This window comes from Halopseudomonas salegens (genome assembly GCF_900105655.1).
Taxonomy (GTDB): domain Bacteria; phylum Pseudomonadota; class Gammaproteobacteria; order Pseudomonadales; family Pseudomonadaceae; genus Halopseudomonas; species Halopseudomonas salegens.
The window spans coordinates 1,636,498-1,655,261 of record NZ_LT629787.1; the positions used below are offsets into that span (position 1 = coordinate 1,636,498).

15 protein-coding genes are annotated in these 18,764 nt (G+C 57.9%); 5 read left to right on the plus strand and 10 right to left on the minus strand.

All coding sequences use genetic code 11. The features are described from left to right. Positions 1-59: 59 nt before the first annotated feature. The 7 genes from BLU07_RS07325 to urtA form a co-directional block, all read right to left on the minus strand. On the minus strand, positions 60-1,115 hold the full coding sequence (locus BLU07_RS07325) for an AAA family ATPase (RefSeq protein WP_092385603.1): 1,056 nt from the start codon (positions 1,113-1,115) through the stop codon (positions 60-62). A 229-nt stretch (positions 1,116-1,344) separates the two neighbouring features. Next, positions 1,345-2,391, minus strand: a complete 1,047-nt coding sequence (locus BLU07_RS07330; protein WP_092385605.1) for an aliphatic amidase — start codon at positions 2,389-2,391, stop codon at positions 1,345-1,347. Between the two features lie 27 nt (positions 2,392-2,418). Then, the gene (gene urtE, locus BLU07_RS07335; RefSeq protein WP_092385607.1) at positions 2,419-3,108 is read right to left on the minus strand and encodes an urea ABC transporter ATP-binding subunit UrtE; all 690 of its coding nucleotides are present in this window, start codon (positions 3,106-3,108) and stop codon (positions 2,419-2,421) included. 31 nt (positions 3,109-3,139) lie between these two features. After that, entirely contained in the window at positions 3,140-3,892 is a 753-nt protein-coding gene (gene urtD, locus BLU07_RS07340; RefSeq protein ID WP_092385609.1) for an urea ABC transporter ATP-binding protein UrtD, read from the minus strand. Beyond that, complete coding sequence (gene urtC / locus BLU07_RS07345) at positions 3,889-5,046, minus strand: urea ABC transporter permease subunit UrtC (protein ID WP_092385611.1); 1,158 nt, start codon at positions 5,044-5,046, stop codon at positions 3,889-3,891. Before urtC ends, urtD begins: the two co-directional genes overlap by 4 nt. A gap of 12 nt (positions 5,047-5,058) precedes the next feature. After that, the gene (urtB, locus tag BLU07_RS07350) at positions 5,059-5,985 is read right to left on the minus strand and encodes an urea ABC transporter permease subunit UrtB (RefSeq protein WP_092385613.1); all 927 of its coding nucleotides are present in this window, start codon (positions 5,983-5,985) and stop codon (positions 5,059-5,061) included. 84 nt (positions 5,986-6,069) lie between these two features. Beyond that, positions 6,070-7,257 (minus strand): urea ABC transporter substrate-binding protein, encoded by a 1,188-nt coding sequence (gene urtA / locus BLU07_RS07355; protein ID WP_197675110.1) that lies wholly within the window; start codon positions 7,255-7,257, stop codon positions 6,070-6,072. Positions 7,258-7,839: 582 nt separating this feature from the next. Between urtA and BLU07_RS07360 the strand changes: the two genes are divergently transcribed. After that, positions 7,840-11,226, plus strand: coding sequence for a hybrid sensor histidine kinase/response regulator (locus BLU07_RS07360; RefSeq protein WP_092385617.1), 3,387 nt, complete (start codon positions 7,840-7,842; stop codon positions 11,224-11,226). After that, entirely contained in the window at positions 11,213-12,127 is a 915-nt protein-coding gene (locus BLU07_RS07365) for a response regulator transcription factor (protein WP_092385619.1), read from the plus strand. The genes BLU07_RS07360 and BLU07_RS07365 overlap by 14 nt, the downstream gene beginning before the upstream one ends. 56 nt (positions 12,128-12,183) lie before the next feature. Here BLU07_RS07365 and BLU07_RS07370 read toward each other — a convergent pair whose 3' ends face one another. Continuing rightward, entirely contained in the window at positions 12,184-12,900 is a 717-nt protein-coding gene (locus BLU07_RS07370; RefSeq protein ID WP_092385621.1) for a YebC/PmpR family DNA-binding transcriptional regulator, read from the minus strand. 107 nt (positions 12,901-13,007) lie between these two features. Here BLU07_RS07370 and BLU07_RS07375 point away from each other — a divergent pair, with 107 nt between their 5' ends. The 3 genes from BLU07_RS07375 to BLU07_RS07385 all read left to right on the plus strand — a co-directional run bounded on the left by BLU07_RS07375 (position 13,008) and on the right by BLU07_RS07385 (position 16,080). Continuing rightward, complete coding sequence (locus BLU07_RS07375; RefSeq protein WP_092385623.1) at positions 13,008-14,216, plus strand: BaiN/RdsA family NAD(P)/FAD-dependent oxidoreductase; 1,209 nt, start codon at positions 13,008-13,010, stop codon at positions 14,214-14,216. A gap of 129 nt (positions 14,217-14,345) precedes the next feature. Further along, positions 14,346-14,723: a nuclear transport factor 2 family protein gene (locus tag BLU07_RS07380; RefSeq protein ID WP_231701704.1), complete on the plus strand. Its 378-nt coding sequence runs from the start codon at positions 14,346-14,348 to the stop codon at positions 14,721-14,723. Positions 14,724-14,910: 187 nt separating this feature from the next. Further along, complete coding sequence (locus BLU07_RS07385) at positions 14,911-16,080, plus strand: GGDEF domain-containing protein (protein ID WP_092385627.1); 1,170 nt, start codon at positions 14,911-14,913, stop codon at positions 16,078-16,080. A gap of 11 nt (positions 16,081-16,091) precedes the next feature. Here the strand turns inward: BLU07_RS07385 and BLU07_RS07390 are convergent, their stop codons facing one another. After that, complete coding sequence (locus tag BLU07_RS07390; RefSeq protein ID WP_157719118.1) at positions 16,092-17,615, minus strand: wax ester/triacylglycerol synthase family O-acyltransferase; 1,524 nt, start codon at positions 17,613-17,615, stop codon at positions 16,092-16,094. Between the two features lie 254 nt (positions 17,616-17,869). Next, positions 17,870-18,763 (minus strand): D-hexose-6-phosphate mutarotase, encoded by an 894-nt coding sequence (locus tag BLU07_RS07395; RefSeq protein ID WP_197675083.1) that lies wholly within the window; start codon positions 18,761-18,763, stop codon positions 17,870-17,872. Between the last annotated feature and the right edge of the window lies 1 nt (position 18,764).

The window sequence follows — 18,764 nt, forward strand, 5'->3', positions numbered from 1 at the left end:
CAACGGGCTGCCCGATACGGTCTGCGCCGTCGAGCATCGCTGTGACAGCAATGGAGTGGTCAGGCTGTATGGTCGGTGCTGTCGGCCGCACTGACGCGCAGACGTCCAGCTCGGCAATCGGCGCTAAACAGGTTGTTCTCGGGCTGCTTCAACAGCGCGCTGGCGAGCAACGGCGACAACTCGTGCCTGACCCGCCGCGCCAGGTCACGAGCGCCGTAGCGTTGATCGTAGTCGCGGCACAGGTAGTCACGGGCTGCCGGGGTCAGCGTCAGGCTGGCCTGCTGCCTGGCCAGGCGCCGGGCCAGTTTATCCAGCTCCAGATCCAGCAGTTGTTCTGCTTCACTGGCAGGCAGGCGCTGGTAATGCAGGATATGGTCAATACGGTTGATGAATTCGGGATCGAAGCGTGTGTTCAGTGCCTGCTCGAGGATGTCCGATTCGGCCGCCTGGCTGGGTTGCAAGAGTTTGCGCCAGCCGCGTTGAAAGCGGCTTTGGTATTGGGCAAGTTCAGCAGCACCGAGGTTGCTGGTGAGGAAGATCAGGCTGTTGCGAAAGTCGATTGTCTTGTTGCCGGCAGGCAAGGTCAGCAGGCCGCTATCCAGCACGTTCAGTAGTGTACGGATGACTTCGCTGCTGGCTTTTTCCAGTTCATCGAACAGCACAATGCCGGGTTTGCTGTAACTGCCCTGGATTTTATCGGCATCGAACAAGGTGTGGCCTTCCTTGCTGCCAACATAACCCGGCGGTGCGCCGGTCAGGGCCGAGGCATAGTGCTCCTGGCTGAGGGTGTTCATGTCGATACGACACAGGGCGTCGCTGGTGCCGTGCAAGAGTTCAGCGAGCACGCGTACGGTTTCGGTTTTACCGACGCCGGTGGGCCCCATCAGCAGGCAGACACCAAGAGGCCGATATTCAGGGCTGATATCGGCGCGGACGATATGCAGCAATCCGCCGATTTTCTCCAGAGCATCGTGTTGGCCGATGATACGGGTTTGCAGTTGTTGCAGGACCTGGTCGGGGTCGAAGGTGAAACGGGTTTGCCGCAGACCGGTTTTGACCGGACGTTCGGCGAGCTTGGCCTGGTTGGCGGCGATGCGGTCGTTGGCGTAGGGCATGGTATGGTCTTTTGGTTGGGTGGGTGGTTTTTTTTGGGAGGGGTCCCCCTCTCCCCCGCCCCTCTCCCACGGAGGGGCGAGGGGTGACTCGTTGCTGATTATTGTGCATGCCTGAAATTGCGCATAAAGGCTCAACCTACGCAGATCTAGCCCCTCTCCCCTGGCGGGAGAGGGGTTGGGGCGGTCCGACGTATCGGGAGGGGGGAAAAGGTCAGGAAACAACCTGACCCTACTCCCCCGCTCCCTTCTCTTTCCCATCCACCGGCAAATCCCCTACCGGACATTCCGCCACACCGATCGTCGAACGCGTCATCGCTTCGACCTGATCGCGCGCCTTCTCGGCATCCATGACCCAGGTGCGGTAGAAATCGAACGGACAGTCAGCCACGCCGCGGTCGCCGTCACCCGAGTTGTGCATGCCGGTATAGCCACGGTGCAGCAGTTTGAACAGGTGATTCTGTGACTGGTCATTGGCCCGTGCATCGCGGATCTGGCTGACGGAGAGCTGGGCGTACTGAATGCCCATGTCTTCTTCACCACATTCCCCCAGGGTGCGGCCGTCAAAGCCGATAATGGCGGAGTGGCCGAAGTAGGAATACACGCCGTCAAACCCGCTGGCGTTGGCAACGGCGACGTAGCAGTTGTTGGCCCAGGCCATGCACTTGGACATGAGCACCTGCTGTTCCTTGGCCGGGTACATATAGCCCTGGCAACGCACGATCAGTTCGGCGCCTTTCATCGCGCAATCACGCCAGATTTCCGGGTAGTTGCCGTCATCACAGATGATCAGGCTGATTTTCATGCCCTTGGGGCCTTCGCTGACGTAGGTGGTATCGCCGGGGTACCAGCCTTCAATCGGGCACCAGGGAATGCACTTGCGGTATTTCTGCACGATCTCGCCATCGCTGTTGATCAGGATGAGCGTGTTGTAGGGCGCCTTGTTCGGGTGGTCTTCGTGTTGCTCACCAGTCAGGGAGAAGATGCCCCAGGTGTTGGCGTCCTTGCAGGCCTGGCTGAAGATGGCGGTTTCGTCGCCCGGAATGGTAGCGGCGGTGGCCATCATTTCATCGTTGTCGTACATGATGCCCATGGTGCTGTATTCCGGGAACACCACCAGATCCATGCCTGGCAGGCCCTGTTTCATGCCGCGAATCATGTCGGCAATGTTGCGGGCGTTATCGAGTACCTGTTCACGGGTATGCAGGCGCGGCATCTTGTAGTTGACGACGGCGACGCCGACGGTGTCGTTGCTACTGGAAATATCGCCATGACGCATAGTGTTGTCCTCGTGTTGGGTTGGCGGTCAGACCGCGAGATAGGAGGCGACTTTGGCCTCATCGACGGTGGCGCGCAGTTCTTCGTGCACAATTTCGCCCTTCTCGATCACCAGGATGCGATCGGCGATGTCGAGGGCGAATTTGAGTACTTGCTCGGAGACGATGATCGACAGCCCGCGTTGATCACGGATCATTTTCAGGGTGCGGGCCATGTCACTGATGATCGACGGCTGGATGCCCTCAGTGGGCTCGTCGAGCAGCAGCAGTTTGGGATCGCTGGCCAGCGCACGGGCAATGGCCAGTTGTTGCTGTTGACCACCGGACAGGTTGCCGCCGCGCCGCGAGCGCATTTCCAGCAGCACCGGGAACAGGTCATACAGGTCACTGGGGACGGTACGCCGGCCCGTGGTGGTCAGGCCGGTTTCGATGTTCTCTTTCACGGTCATGGTGGAAAAGATCATCCGCCCCTGGGGCACAAACCCCATACCGGCCTTGACCCGCTCGTGACTTTTCAGCGTGCTCATTTCCTGCCCATCCAGCTGCACCTGCCCGGCCTTGCTCGGAATCACGCCCATCAGGGACTTCATCAGCGTGGTCTTGCCCATGCCGTTGCGCCCCATGATGGCGACGATCTCGTTCTTGCCGACGCTGAAATTCATCTTGCGCAGAATTTCGCTCTGGCCGTAGGCCACGGAGTAATCCGATACTTTCAACATAGTTGTACCCTCTACAGGGATCTGCCCCGGCCTAGTGGCCGAGGTAGACCTCAATGACCTTGGGATCGTTCTTGACCTTCTCGGGCGAGCCTTCAGCGAGAATCTTGCCCTGGTGCAGCACCGTGACCTTGTCGGCGATTTCGGCGACGAACTGCATGTCGTGCTCGATCACGATCATGGTGTGTTCCTTGGCGATCTCGCGCAGCAGAATCGCGGTTTGCTGGCGTTCGGTCACCGACATGCCGGCAACCGGTTCATCCAGCATCAACAGCTCGGGTTTCTGGATCAGCAACATGCCGATCTCCAGCCACTGCTTTTGCCCGTGACTGAGCAGATCAGCCTGGGTATGCAGCTGCTCGGTCAGAAAGATCCGCTCGGCGGTTTGTTCGATCGCTTCGATCACGCTCGGATCGCGCTTGAACACCAGGCTGCCGAGTACGCTCCGTCCGCTGGGATAGGAGATTTCCAGGTTCTCGAACACGGTCAGATCGGTATAGATCGACGGATTCTGGAACTTGCGCCCTACCCCGGCTTTGACGATGGCGTGTTCCTTCAGCCTGGTCAGTTCCTTGTTGCGGAAGCGGATCGAGCCTTCGGTGGCTTTGGTACGGCCGCAGATCAGGTCGAGCACCGTGGTTTTACCCGCCCCGTTGGGGCCGATAACCACACGAATTTCGTTCTTGTCGACGTAGAAGCTGAGGTCATCCACCGCCTTGAAGCCATCAAAGGAAACCGTCAGGTTTTCCACCGCAAGGATGAAGTCGGTATTCGATCCGGTGCTCATGAGCTGGCTCCTTGTGCTGTGGTCTCAAGATTCATTTCTTCGATATTTTTCTCTTTGCCCAACAGCCGATCCATCAACCGATCAACATGCGGCGCAAGCCAGCGGTTGTAGAGACCGGCTACCCCATCAGGCAGGCCGAGTACCACACCGATAAAGATCAAGCCCATGGCGAACAGCCAGAGTTCCGGAAAGGTTTCCCCGAAGGTGGTTTTCGCCACATTGACCAGCAGCGCGCCATAGACCGCGCCCACCAGCGACAGACGCCCACCTACCGCACAGAAGATCACCATCTCGATCGAAGGTACGACGCCGACGAAGCTGGGCGACATGAAGCCTTCCTGAATGGTGAACATCGCCCCGCCGATACCGGCAAAGGCAGCACCCACCATGAATACGAAGATCTTGAAGTTGGCAATGTCGTAGCCCGAGAAGCGCACTCGGTCTTCCTGCCCGCGCATGGCAACCAGGATCCGACCGGTCTTCGATTTGCGGATGAACTGAGCGATGAACAGGCAGGTAAAAAGGAGTACCACGCAGGCAAAATAGAACACGTAGCGCGCAAAATCGGTGTGAATATCCCACCCATTGAGCGTACGCAGGTCGGTAATGCCGTTGACCCCACCGGTAAAGCCCTGCTGGCCGATGATCAGAATGGTCAGAATGGCGGCAATTGACTGGGTGATGATGGCGAAATACACCCCGCCGACCCGGCGCTTGAACATGGCCACACCGACCAGATAAGCCACAATCGAGGGCACCACAACCACCGCAATCAAAGTGAAGATCAGGCTATTGAAGGGTTCCCAGAACCAGGGCAGTTCGGTGATTCGGTTCCAGTCCATAAAATCCGGGATACCCGGTGTGGTCTGAATACTGGTGTTCTCCGGACTGGAGGCTTCCAGCTTGAGGTACATTGCCAGCGCGTACCCCCCGAGGCCATAGAATACGCCCTGCCCCAGGCTGAGAATGCCACCATAGCCCCAGCACAGCACCAGGCCGACGGCGACAAAGGCATAGCTGAGGTATTTGCCGATCTGGCTGAGCCGCATGATATCCAGCGACAGCGGCAGCACCAGCAGTAGCAATAGCGCCAACACCGCGAAAGCGAGGATATCCTGGCGCGTCATGTATTCCTTGAAGTTGTTGAAAGGCATGGCCATTTCCTCCTAGCGGCGAACTTTCAGGGTGAACAGGCCTTGTGGCCGGAACATCAGGATGATCACCACAACCAACAGGGTAAGTACCTTGGCCATGGAACCGCCGATGAAGAATTCGAGCAGTGACTGGGACTGCGAAATACTGAAGGCAGAGGCCACCGTACCCAGCAGGCTGCCGGCACCCCCAAAGACGACAACCAGGAAGGTATCGACAATGTAGGCCTGACCAGCGGTCGGGCCGGTCGAACCGATCATGGTGAAAGCGCTACCCGCCACCCCGGCGATACCGCAACCCAGCGCGAAGGTCATGCGATCGACCTTGGCACTGTTGATACCCACGGCACCGGCCATGTCGCGGTTCTGCACCACGGCACGCACCTGCTTGCCCCACCGTGAGCGGTACATCAGAATGCCGATGAAAATTGTCGCGAAGATCGCCAGGCCCATCACGAAGATGCCGTTGATCGGCACTTCGATCAGATCCGTGACCCGGTACGAGCCACGCAACCAGTCGGGAATGACCACGCCGACTTCGCGCGCACCGAAGATCGAGCGGTAGGTCTGCTGCAAGATCAGGCTCAGGCCCCAGGTGGCCAGCAAGGTGTCCAGTGGTCGGTGATACAGAAAGCGAATCATCCCCCACTCGACCAGTGCGCCAAGCAAGGCCGCGGCAAAGAAGGCAAAGATGATGGCAAAGAAAAAGTAGGAGCCGAAATAATCCGGGAAATGGTTGGCAAAGAGGTTGGACGTCATGAAGGTCACGTAGGCACCGAGGATCATGAATTCCCCGTGGGCCATATTGATCACTCCCATCTGCCCGAAAATGATGGCCAGCCCCAGCGCCATCAGAACGAAGACCGCAAACAGAATCAGGCCGGCAAACCCTTGCATGGCAAAGATGGCGCCCAACTCAGCGGCAGTGAAGTCAGAGAACATGGTCCTTCCTCCGGCAAATCAACAGGAATTGGTACCCGCAGGTACCCAGAGCCCGCCCCCGAACGGGGGCGGGTTAGTCAGCGCTTACTGGTAACCTTCCGGGAAGGGGTTCGGTTCCATCAGGTCATCGGTTTCGTAGATGACCTTGAACTGACCATCGCTCTGGGCTTCGCCGATACGCGCGCGCGACCAGAGGTGATGGTTTTCGTGGATCCGCACATAACCTTCTGGCGCGGTATCCAGCTCAACACCCGGTGACGTCTCGCGTACCTTGTCGACATCAAAGGAACCAGCTGCTTCTACAGCCGCTTTCCACAGCCAGGGGCCGAGGTAGGCAGCCTGAGTCACGTCACCAATCACGGAATCTTCACCCCAGCGCGCCTTGAACGCTTTGACGAAGGCTTCGTTGTTGGGGTTGTCCAGGCTCTGGAAGTACTTCATCGAGGCCAGCGCACCTTCAATGTTGTCACCGCCGATACCGAGGATTTCGTCTTCGGTGACCGAGATGGTCAACAGGTTGAAGTCATCACTGCGCATATCCAGACCGGCCGCTTTCAACTGACGATAGAAGGCCACGTTGGAACCACCGACGACCGAGGCGAAGACCACGTCAGGCTTGCGCAGACGGATACGGTTGATGACCGAGTTGAAGCTGGTGTGACCAAGCGGGAAGTAATCTTCACCAACAACGGTGCCACCCAGATGCTCTTCGATATGGATGCGCGCGATCTTGTTGGAGGTACGCGGCCAGATGTAATCGGAACCAATCAGGTAGAAACTCTTGGCACCCTGCTCTTCAGCAATCCAGTCGAGACTGGCGAGAATCTGCTGGGTGGCTTCCTGGCCGGTGTAGATTACGTTGGGCGACTCTTCCAGGCCTTCGTAGAAGGTCGGGTAATAGAGCATGCCGTTTTCCCGCTCGAAGATCGGCAGTACCGCCTTGCGTGACGCAGAGGTCCAGCAGCCGAAAACAGCAGCCACCTTGTCCTGACGCAGCAGCTTGCGTGAGCGGTCAGCGAAAGTCGGCCAGTCACTGGCACCGTCTTCCTGGATGTACTCGATCTGCCGGCCGAGTACACCGCCCATTTCGTTGATTTGCTCGATAGCCAGGATTTCAGCCTGTACCGAGCCTTCCTCACTGATCGCCATGGTGCCGGTGATCGAGTGCAGAATGCCGACGGTGACCGTGTCATCGGTAACCGCCAGGCCGGTGGTGTTGACCGCATCAGTCGCTGGCTTCTCGGCCATGGCGGTCATCGGCATCGACAGCATGACTGCTGTACTGATGGTCGCCACCGTACTGGCGAGAAAGCCCCGCCGATTGAGCTTGAAGCCCTTTGTGTCGTCGTTGGAATGATCCATGGTAAATCCTCGTTATGGTTGAACCCGGAGGCAGGTCCCTGGCCGGTTGGCAGTACCGACCACGCCCTGCATTACCCACGCCTCGCATTCTGCGCACACCCCGCCCAGCTCACCATTCGACAAATACCCCAGCGCACTACGTCATTTGACGCATTGGTGTAACACGCGTTAGCCGGTAGAACAGGTGCGTGCGAAATGATGTTGCATCGCCACCGGCTGCGCCTTCGCGATGACGCAGGATGACCTTGCGCAAACAGCTCAATCCGTCATTGCGAGGAGCCGGGGCCGGCAATCCAGACGAAGGTGCGGGCCGACACCCATGGCCGAAACAATTTATACATACACACTGGCATGGCAATTGATTGCAGGAGTTCATGTGGCGGCAAACAGGCATGCAATGGCGGCTTTGGCCACCCTGGACGCAAACCCGCGCACCAGGCAGAGGCAGCAGGATGCACGGCGCCTCATTGATGGGCAGCCGAGGGGAGTGGAATGAGCGCCAGGCAACATATTTTTCGTGTCAGACGCAATTACAATCAGTGGGTAGCCAACGAAACGCTGGAAGATTACGCCCTGCGTTTCACCGCGAAAAAAGCCCGCCGCTGGTCACCGGTGCGCGTGGCGAGCACCGCGCTGGGTGCGATTTCCTTTCTCGCGCTGGAAGCCATTGGTGGTGCCATAACCCTGCATTACGGATTCACCAATGCCCTGTACGCCATTCTGGTGGTCAGCCTGGTCATTCTGTTGACTGCCATACCCATCAGCTATTACGCCGCCAAATACGGTGTGGACAGTGATCTGCTGACCCGCGGCGCGGGCTTTGGCTATATCGGCTCGACCATCACCTCGCTGATCTACGCCACCTTCACCTTTATCTTCTTCGCCCTGGAAGCGGTCATCATGGCGATGGCGCTGGAGTTGCTGTTCGGCATTCCACTGGCCTGGGGATATGTGATCTGTGCGATCGTGATCATTCCGCTGGTCACCCACGGCATCACCCTGATCAGTCGTTTTCAGTTGTGGACGCAACCCTTCTGGATCGTGCTGCAGCTGGTGCCCTTCGTGTTCATCATCTGGATGGACGTGCAATCAGTCGACAACTGGACCAGTTTCGCCGGCGTAGAACCCGGTGCCAGCGGCGACTTCAATTTGTTGATGTTTGGCGCTGCAGCCGCCGTCATGTTTGCACTGATTGCCCAGATTGGTGAGCAGGTCGACTTCCTGCGCTTTGTACCGGAACAGAAGCGCAGCGGCAAACGCGCCTGGTGGACGGCGATCATGGCCGGAGGGCCGGGCTGGATCATTATTGGTGCAATCAAGTTGCTGGCCGGCTCCTTTCTTGCCGTGCTGGCACTGAGTCATGGTGTGCCGGAGGACGAAGCGGCCGACCCGACACGCATGTACATGATCGCCTTCGGCTATCTGACCAGCTCGCCGCAGGTGGCGCTGGCAGCGGCAGGAATCTTCGTCATTCTCTGCCAGGTCAAGATCAACGTCACCAATGCCTATGCCGGCTCGATCGCCTGGTCCAATTTCTTTTCCCGCCTGACCCACAGCCATCCGGGGCGCGTGGTCTGGCTGGTGTTCAACGTCAGTATTGCCTTGCTGGTCATGGAGCTGGGTGTCTACCGTGCACTGGAAGAAACACTCGGCTATTACGGTGTTATCGCCATTGCCTGGGCTGGCGCACTGGTGGCTGATCTGGTGATCAACAAGCCACTGGGCTTTTCGCCCCCGCACATCGAATTCAAGCGCGCGCACCTCTATGACATCAACCCTGTCGGTGTCGGCGCCATGCTCACCGCCACCCTGGTCGGCATGCTGTGCTTTACCGGCCTGTTCGGCCCGGTACCCCAGGCACTGGCACACTTCATCACGCTGGCAACCGCACTGGTGATCGCCCCCTTGATCGCCTGGCTGACTCAGGGCCGATATTATCTGGCGCGGCCGGTGGCCATTATTGCTGCGGACAGTGACCAGGATGTCGAGTGCTGCATTTGCGAAAACCACTTCGAGCCCGAAGACATGACCAGCTGCCCCGCCTACGGGGGCACGATCTGTTCATTGTGCTGTTCGCTGGATGCTCGCTGCGACGATTTCTGCAAACCCGGTGGCGGCTATGCCGAGCAGATTCGCAATACCCTGAGCGCGGTTATTCCGGCGCGCTGGATGCCGCCCAGCGGTTCCCGTGTTGGGCACTTCTTCGCCCTGTTGCTGTTGATCAATGGCATTACCGCGCTGATGTTGTCATTGATCTATCAACAAACCGCCGCGCCGGATGCCGCAACCCAACAGCTCCTGGCGGCCACTCTGCTCAAGGTATTCTTTATTCTGCTGATCATCACCGGCGTGATCAGCTGGCTGTTTGTGCTGGCACATGAGAGCCGCCGGGTAGCACAGGAAGAATCCAACCGGCAGAACCGTCTGCTGATGGAAGAAATTGAAGCCCACGAACAGACCGATCAGGCCCTGCAGCAGGCCAAGGAGCAAGCGGAAGCAGCCAATCTGGCGAAAAGCCGTTACCTGACCGGCATCAGTCACGAACTGCGCTCACCCCTGAATGCGGTCATGGGGTATGCCCAGCTACTGCAACAGGATCCGAATATGCCGGCGGAGCGGCAGAGTGCGCTGACGGTGATACGTCGCAGCAGCGAGTACCTGGCGGATCTGATCGAGGGCCTGCTGGACATCTCCAAGATCGAAGCCGGGCGGTTGGACCTGCAACAGGACAGCGTACGGCTGGATTTGCTGCTCGACCAGCTGGTCAACATGTTCCGCTTGCAGGCCGAGGAGAAGGGCCTGCGCTTTCGTTTCAATTGCCCTACCCCGCTACCACAGCAGGTCAAGGCCGATGAGAAACGCCTGCGGCAGATTCTGATCAATCTGCTGTCGAATGCGATCAAGTACACAGAACAGGGCGACGTCAGCCTGACTGTCCGCTACCGTAGCGGCGTGGCCGAGTTCAAGGTGCAAGACAGCGGCGAAGGCATCAGTACAGACAACCTGGAGCGCATTTTCATGCCCTTTGAACGAGTGCGGCTGCCCGGCTCGACTGCCACGGGAACCGGCCTGGGGCTGACCATCAGCAAACTGCTCTGCGAGATCATGGGCGGCGATATCAGCGTCACCAGTGTGCCTGGCGAAGGCAGCACTTTCCGCGTGTCGTTGCTGCTGTCGAGCATTCAACAGGTGGTAGCGCCCAGCGGCACAGTCACGGATACCCGAATCGCCGGTTTCAGCGGGAAGACGCGACATATCCTGATCATTGATGACGACGTGGTGCACCGCCAGCTTATGCGCAGCCTGCTGCAGCCCCTCGGTTTTACCATCAGCGAGTTGGGCAACCCGCTGCTCGCAATCGACAAGCTCAATGAAACGCCAATCGACCTGATTCTGCTCGACCTGTCGATGCCGGGCCTGAGCGGCTGGACGCTGTTGCAGCAGATTCGTGCACATGGCCACCAGACGCCGGTGGTTATCGTCTCGGCCAATGCCGGTGATGGCAAAGACCCACACCTGGCGGACCAGCCGGCACAGCACAATGCCTACATCACCAAACCGGTACAACTGGCCCAGTTGCTTGATCGCATTGGCAGCCTGCTGGCACTGGACTGGCAACAGCAAAGCCTGTTCCCGGCGCAGGTGACTGAACCGGCAGCAGCATCATCCAGCGGCCCGCTGGCAACCAGCATTCATGCACAACTGATGCAACTGGCTACCATTGGCCACCGCAAAGGTTTGCTTGAAGCCCTCTACAACCTGAAACAGAGCGACAGCGATAACTCCACCCTCTATCAACAACTGATTCTGTTGAGTGAGAACTTCCAATTCGACGCTATCAAGCAAACCCTGCAGGAAGCTACTGATGAATGTCCCTGAGAAGCACGCTACTACTGTCCTGGTCGTCGACGACTCGCTGGACAGCATTCGCATGCTGAATGATGTCCTGGAACATGCCGGCATGACCGTTCTGGTCGCACTGGAAGGTGCACAAGCACTGACCATCACCCAGAACATAACCCCTGACCTGATCCTGCTCGACGGCCTGATGCCGAATATGGACGGCTTTGAAACCTGCCACCAGCTCAAGCAAAACCCGGCACTGGCCGATGTGCCGATCATTTTCATGACCGGCCTCAGTGATACCGAGCATGTGGTCATGGGCCTGCATGCCGGCGCGGTGGATTATGTGACCAAACCAATCAATGCCGATGAGTTGCTGGCCCGCATGCAAGTGCACCTGGCCAATGCACGCATGGCCCAGAGCGCCCGTATGGCACTGGACCAGGCCGGCCAGTACCTGTTCGCCATTGATAGCCAGGGGCACCTGCTCTGGGCCACACCCCAGGTGCAACGCCGGTTGGCCCAATGCGGCTTCGCCCAGGCCGATGACCTGCAACGACTGGAAGACAAACTCGCCACCTGGCTTGGCCACAGCCCCCAGGCTGGTCACCACATGAGCCTGACCAATGATGGCAGTGGCCCCGGCATCGAGTTTCTTGCCAGCGTATCGCCCCGGGAAAACCTGCTGCGCCTGGTCGATGTCAGCAGCAGCGACGATGCGACCGAACGATTGCGACAGAAGTTTGCCGTGACCGGGCGGGAGGCGGATGTGTTGTTGTGGATCGCCAACGGCAAAACCAACCGCGAGATCGGGCTGATTCTGGAAATGAGTCCAAGGACCGTGAACAAACACCTGGAGCAGGTGTTTCGCAAGCTGGGGGTAGAGAACCGGACTGCCGCCGCAGCGGCGGCAATCAGATGTCTGGCGCGGGTCTAGCGACTCACCAGCCAGCGCCTCTGGGGCCTCATACAGGACTGACCGGGATTACCGATTTACAGCTCGGCGTTGTGGTATACGTTCTGCACGTCGTCCAGGTCATTCAACATATCGAGAAACTTCTCGAACAGCGGCATCTCGTCTTCCACTATCTCGGTACTGGTCTGCGGCAGGAACTGGATCTCGTCGACCTGGAAATCAATCTCGCCCAAGGCATCAACCAGCGCCTGTTTGGCTTTGAAGTGTTCGGTATGCGGGGCGAACACGGTGATCATGCCATTTTCATTCTCGATATCGGTGACATCGACATCCGCCATCATCAAGGCTTCCAGCACCGCCTCTTCATCGTCAGCAGCAAAAGACAGAATCGCACAATGATCAAACATGTGACTGACGCTGCCCGCATTGCCGATCTTGGCTTTGGTCTTGGTAAAACACTGGCGCACATCGGCAAAGGTCCGGTTGGGATTGTCGGTCAGGCAATCAACAATCACCATGCAGTTGCCCGGACCAAACCCTTCGTAACGGGCCACGGCAAAGTCTTCACCACCCGCTCCACGGGCTTTTTCCAGTGCCTTGTCGATCACATGCGTCGGCACCTGGCCTTTTTTCGCTCGCTCGATCAGTCCACGCAATGCCAGATTGGCGTCGGGGTCAGGGCTTCCAGATTTGGCGGTCACATAGATTTCACGGGCAAACTTGCTGTACAGCTTGGTTTTCGCGTCTGCCGTTTTGGCCATGGATTCTTTGCGGTTCTGATAAGCGCGACCCATTGTTTTCATCCTGTATGAGTAGGTAAAAACCGCGATTCTACCCAGAGAGCGCCAGAGACGGTAGCATTGGCAGCGATTTTCTCCGCTTACCGACAGGATACCGCTGCGTGGCCCACCCCGAGCATTACGATGTGATCATTCTAGGCGCTGGTGCCAGCGGCCTGTTCTGCGCCTTTACTGCGGCCCAACGCGGACGCCGGGTGTTGGTGCTGGAAAAAGCCAACAAGGTCGGCAAGAAAATTCTGATGTCCGGTGGCGGGCGTTGCAATTTCACCAATTACTTTGTCACTGCCGACAATTTCATTTCCACCAACCCGCATTTCTGCAAGTCGGCGCTGAAGCGTTATACCCAATGGGATTTTATCGCCCTGGTGGAAAAACACGGGATTGCCTACGAAGAACGCAAGCACGGTCAGCTGTTCTGTCTGGATTCCGCCAGGGACATTCTCAACCTGTTGCTGGATGAGTGCGCCGAGGCCGGCGCCGAGGTTCGCAATCCCTGTGAAGTGAGCGACGTGCAGACAAGGCCGGGCGGAGGTTATCAGCTGAACCTGGCGCAAAACGGCAACAAGCAGACGCTGCATTGTGACGCCCTGGTGGTGGCGACCGGCGCGCTATCGATTCCGACCCTGGGCGGCAGCGGTATCGGCTATGAACTGGCGCAGCAGTTCGGCCTGCCGCTGCTGCCCCGCCAGGCCGGCCTGGTGCCTTTCATGTTCAGCGACGAGCTGAAAGGTCTGTGTGAGCGCCTCTCCGGCCTGGCGCTGGACGTTGACGTCAGTTGCAACAACCGCAGCTTTCGGGAAAACATGCTGTTTACCCATCGCGGCATGAGTGGCCCCTGCATGCTGCAGATTTCCAATTACTGGCACCCGGGCGACCGGCTGAGCATCAATCTGCTGCCGGACTTGGATGCCAGTGATGCCCTGCTGACGGCCAAGCAACAGAGTAAAGCGCAGCTGAAAACCTGGCTCGGCAAAACCCTGCCAAAAGCCCTGGCACAAGAGCTGCTCGATCGCTACTGGCCCGATCAGGGCGACAAACCCCTGGCTGAGTGCCCGGACAAGCTGCTGCGCGAGATCGGCTCGCGGCTGAATGCCTGGGAGGTCAAACCCTCAGGTACCGAAGGTTATCGCACGGCTGAAGTGACCCTGGGCGGTGTGGATACCCAGGCAATCAGCTCCAAGACCATGGAGGCGCGGGAACACCCCGGACTGTACTTTATTGGCGAAGTGCTGGATGTCACCGGCCACCTGGGTGGCTTCAACTTTCAGTGGGCCTGGTCATCCGGTTATTGCGCCGGGCTCTACGTCTGATCCTGAACGCATCAGTCAAAGTGCTCCGCACGCATAACGCGGATCGATAAGCCTTGTTCACCCGGCTACCCAGCGCCAGAATAACCAGACAACAAGCTGACAATCGAGGCATCCCCAATGAGCTCAGTAATGCAGGCATGGCACCGTATCGTGGAACAACAGGATGGGAGCGGGCTGGACGACCTGCTGGACGATGATGTGGTTTTTCACTCACCGGTAGTCCACACCCCGCAGCGCGGCAAGGCCATTACCCGCCTCTACCTGACCGCAGCCATGCAGACCCTGAACGCCCCCGGACACTTTCAGTACCTGCGCGAACTGGTTGACGGCAACCATGCCGTATTGGAATTCCAGACCGAAATCGAGGGTGTGCTGATCAATGGGGTCGATATGATCGAGTGGAACGATGAAGGGAAAATCATTGATTTCAAGGTCATGGTGCGACCGTTGAAAGCAGTCAACGCCATTCACCAGGCCATGGGTCAGATGCTGGAAAGAATGAAATAAAATTCACAATCTGAACACCCTTCTTGAATCCGTTTCATGAAACTGGCCTCATGGCGGATTTATGAACCCTTCATCTGGCCAGACTTGACGTGATCCGGCCCCGGGTGGTTAATACCTGAGACAGACACTGGAAAACCCGGGACTGGGTTCATATCATGCTTCGATTCTTCCGCAGGATGCGGTCAAAATGATTGCCCACACACCGACCATTTTTGCCTCGGTGGCCTGGGTTGCGCTGATCATGGCTTTCTGTCTGCTGGTGGTCGGCCGTTTCAATCAACGCGACGGCCTGCTCACCGCTGGCGCAGGCCTGCTGGCCCATGCCCTCGCCTACGTTTGCTTCATGTATTACGGCCACGCTCCGATGTGGCTGACTTACAGCGTGCCCAATACATTGCTGGCCGTTGCACTGGCATTCTATTCCGCGAGTATTTTCCGCATCAATCAGCAAGCGGTGCCCTGGCTGCCGGTATTTGGCCCGCCGATCATCCTCGGCCTGTTGATGATTCTGCTGATGGATACCAGCGAACCACGCCGGCTGGCGGCTTCCGGTGTACTGATGGTGCAATGCCTGCTGCTTATCCTCTGGGCTCAGAACAATCAACAACCTGATGGTCGGGCCCACCTGCTTCTGATTGGCGGTGCGGTGGCGAGCCTGATCGGCATCCTTATCCGGGTCATCGCCATTGTGACCGGACTCTCTGATGAAATGCGCTACGACATCAGCAATTTGCGCCAGTCTATCTCCGTGAGTATCGGCACTGTGACGGTAATGATGCTGTCACTGGGCCTGGTACTGCTGTCCAAAGAGCGTATCGAAGGTGTGCTCAAGCATATGGCCCTGCGCGATCCACTGACCGACCTGCCCAACCGCCGTGCCGTCATGGAGCAAATGGACAGTGAAATCGAACGCGCTCGTCGTAACGGCAGCACCCTGGCCGTCGCCATCATCGATATTGATCACTTCAAGAACATCAATGATGTTTACGGGCATCTTGCGGGTGATGCCGTACTCAAGCACTGCGCCACCCTGATGAAACAACGGCTTCGCCAGTCCGATGGATTGGGTCGCTATGGTGGCGAGGAGTTTTTACTGCTGCTGCCGGAAACGTCGCGGGAAGGAGCAGCCATTGCACTGGATGATTTACGCGCCCACGTCGCCAATACACCGACAAAATTCGGCGATCTGAACATTCCCCAGCATTTCAGTGTCGGCGTCTGGTGCGGAATACCCAGCACTCAGGATTGCGGCACCACCCTCCTCGGCAAGGCTGATACAGCGCTGTATCAGGCCAAGCATGCCGGGCGAAATACCCTCAAGCTCGCTGAAGACATCACTATTTCAGCCCTGGTCTGAAGCACGCGGCATCAACCGGACTTGCGCCCCAACAACAGTGTCGGACTGTCCATGTCGGTACCCGTCAGGCGGGCCATTTGCGCTTTTTTCGCCTTTTCCATGTGGGCGCGGGTCAATTCGGAGTACTCAGTGCTCTCAAGGTATTCACGATAAGACGCCTTCATGCAGTCAACATAGACATCAATATCCGGCACCACCTTGCGATCGGCCAGAATGCCGATATTCATGCTGTCATAAATACCCAACATGCCATGGGTAACCGCTACCCCGTCATACACCGGTACCATTGGTGAAATGGAGCATACTTTGGCCCCGGCAAAGTATTTCGGCTGCATGCCGGAGATCCCCGGCACATTGGTGGTGATGGTGTTGAACAGTGGTGTACGCCCGGTCATGCTGGCCCGGTTCTGCAAATGCACACCCATGGCACGCATATAGGATGGCAGCATTTCGCCGGCTGAATTGGTCAGGTCAAACAATACTTCGCGGGCCAACGGGATATTCCACTGGGTATGGCGATGCACCGCAGCCAAGCGGTCAACCGGATCATCCAGATCAGTCCCGATCGCTATATACATAGCCGACAGCAGGTTGCCAACATCTCCCTTGACCTCTTCCGGGCGCAAGGACACGGGGCACATCGACACCAGAGATTCCGCTGGCAGCTGGTTATGCAGCTTCAGGTAACGCCGCATGCCCCCGGCAATAATTGCCACCAGGACATCATTCAGGCTGGCCCCCGGCACCAGAGAGCGCATGCGTTTGAGCTCAGGCATCTTGAACGACACCGAGCCATAGGAGCGATGCGGTGTGACCGGAACATTGAATATGGTCTTCGGCGTCTTGTGCTGCGCTGGCCGGGAGTCTTTCCGCAAGCGAATCGCCAACTCGGCACTTTTGCGCGCAAAAGTCATCCCCGCTCGCAAGGATCGCCAGGGCTGCGACATCAATTGCGGTGTTGTGCGCGCCCACATTTCCAACCGGGTCGGCCTCCGCTCAGCGACTTCAACCCGATCACGACGACCGTACTCATGGGTCGGCGAGTCTTCCCACAACGCGGTGGTCAGCTCAAAACTGGCCTTGCCATCGACATAGGCATGATGAAACCTGATCAGCACGGCAAAACTGTCTTCCGGCAGACCCTCGACATTGTTCACCCCTTCGATGATGTAGATTTCCCAGGGTGGTCGTTCCATGTCGACGCTGCGTGACATGGTGCGCGCAGTGAAGATGCACAGCTGGCGCCAGTCACCGGGCTGCGGCAACCCGACATGCCGGATGTGATACTCCAGATCAAAATTCTCGTCATCCAGCCAGTAGGGATCATCCAGGTTGAGCGGCGACTGCTCGAGCCGGCGACGAAAATACGAGGTCAGATTAAGACGGTCGCCAATGTACTGCAGAATGTCCCTGTAACGTGGCCGCCCGCCTGGCGCAGTGGATGAGTCACACAACCAGAGACTGCCGATCATCATTGGCTGATTGGGGCTCTCGAAATAAAAGAAATGCGAATCGATCGGTTTTAACTGTTTCATCCGGATAAACCTCGCTGACCCGTGACTGGAAAGCATGTTTACTGATGATCATGCAGCACAGTTACCATTGCATGACCCAAAAGAGACATTTACTGGTTATGCAATAAGACAGCCAAATTCATATTTTGCTCAAAAAGAAACAATTCACCTATATGTATCCATGAAAATCAAGCACTTCGACACCTTGGCGAGACACGCTTGCAGTCAGTCGGGTGACCCTGCCGCCCCAAACTGATGCAGTGAACGCCTCACCGTCAATTCGCGGTGCGCATCATCAGGCTCAGATGCGCACTGTCACCCGGTTCCAGGCTCTGAGCGTCGTCCAGCGCATTGGCCGTCTCCACGCAGAGCATGCGGGTCCAGGCCGCTGGCAAGAAATCGCTCAGCCGCTGGGCCTTTTCCGGCCCCGGATTCCATACCACGGTCGAATGACTGCCACTGGCTTCAAGCTGCACAGCGCAGGTCTCGGCGTGGTAAATACCCAGTGGCTGCTGCGGATTGCTGTAGTAGATGCGGTCCGTCTCACCGCTGAAGCGCACTGGCCCTCGTTGCTCGAATTCCTGCCATTCTTGCAGGGTGTCAATGTAACGACAGCCGGCCAACCCGTGCACGCGGGTATTGTGTATATCCGGCGTAGGCAGGTAAGTATGCAGGGCCTGGGTAATATGCAGTGGGGAAGCACCCAGATTTGTCGTGACCAGTTCCAGCGAGCACGACACGGCGGTGAAAGTCAGCAGCAATTCAGCCCTCGCCTCGCCTGACCACTGGGGTGCTTGCAGATCAGCAGCAGACAAGGCCAGGCGCACACTCACCGCATCCGCAGACTCCGCAACCCCCGCCAAAGACCACAAGGCCGTCCGCGCAAAACCGTGGGCAGCATCAGTGCGCAATTGATCACGAACGGCAGGCGGGTTTTTCTCCGGAACGCCGAACCACGGCCAACAAATCGGCACCCCGCCGCGAATGGATCGACCAGGCAGGAACTGCACCTGCTCGCTCAACCACAACCAGTTGTCCTGCCCAGTCGGCGCAAAATGCACCAGATGCGCACCCTGCAGGCATACCCGGGCAATAAATGCCGGATGCCTCACTTCCACTGCATCCAGTTCGCCGAGGCGAATCATGTGGGTATATTGCCAGTTGGTCATG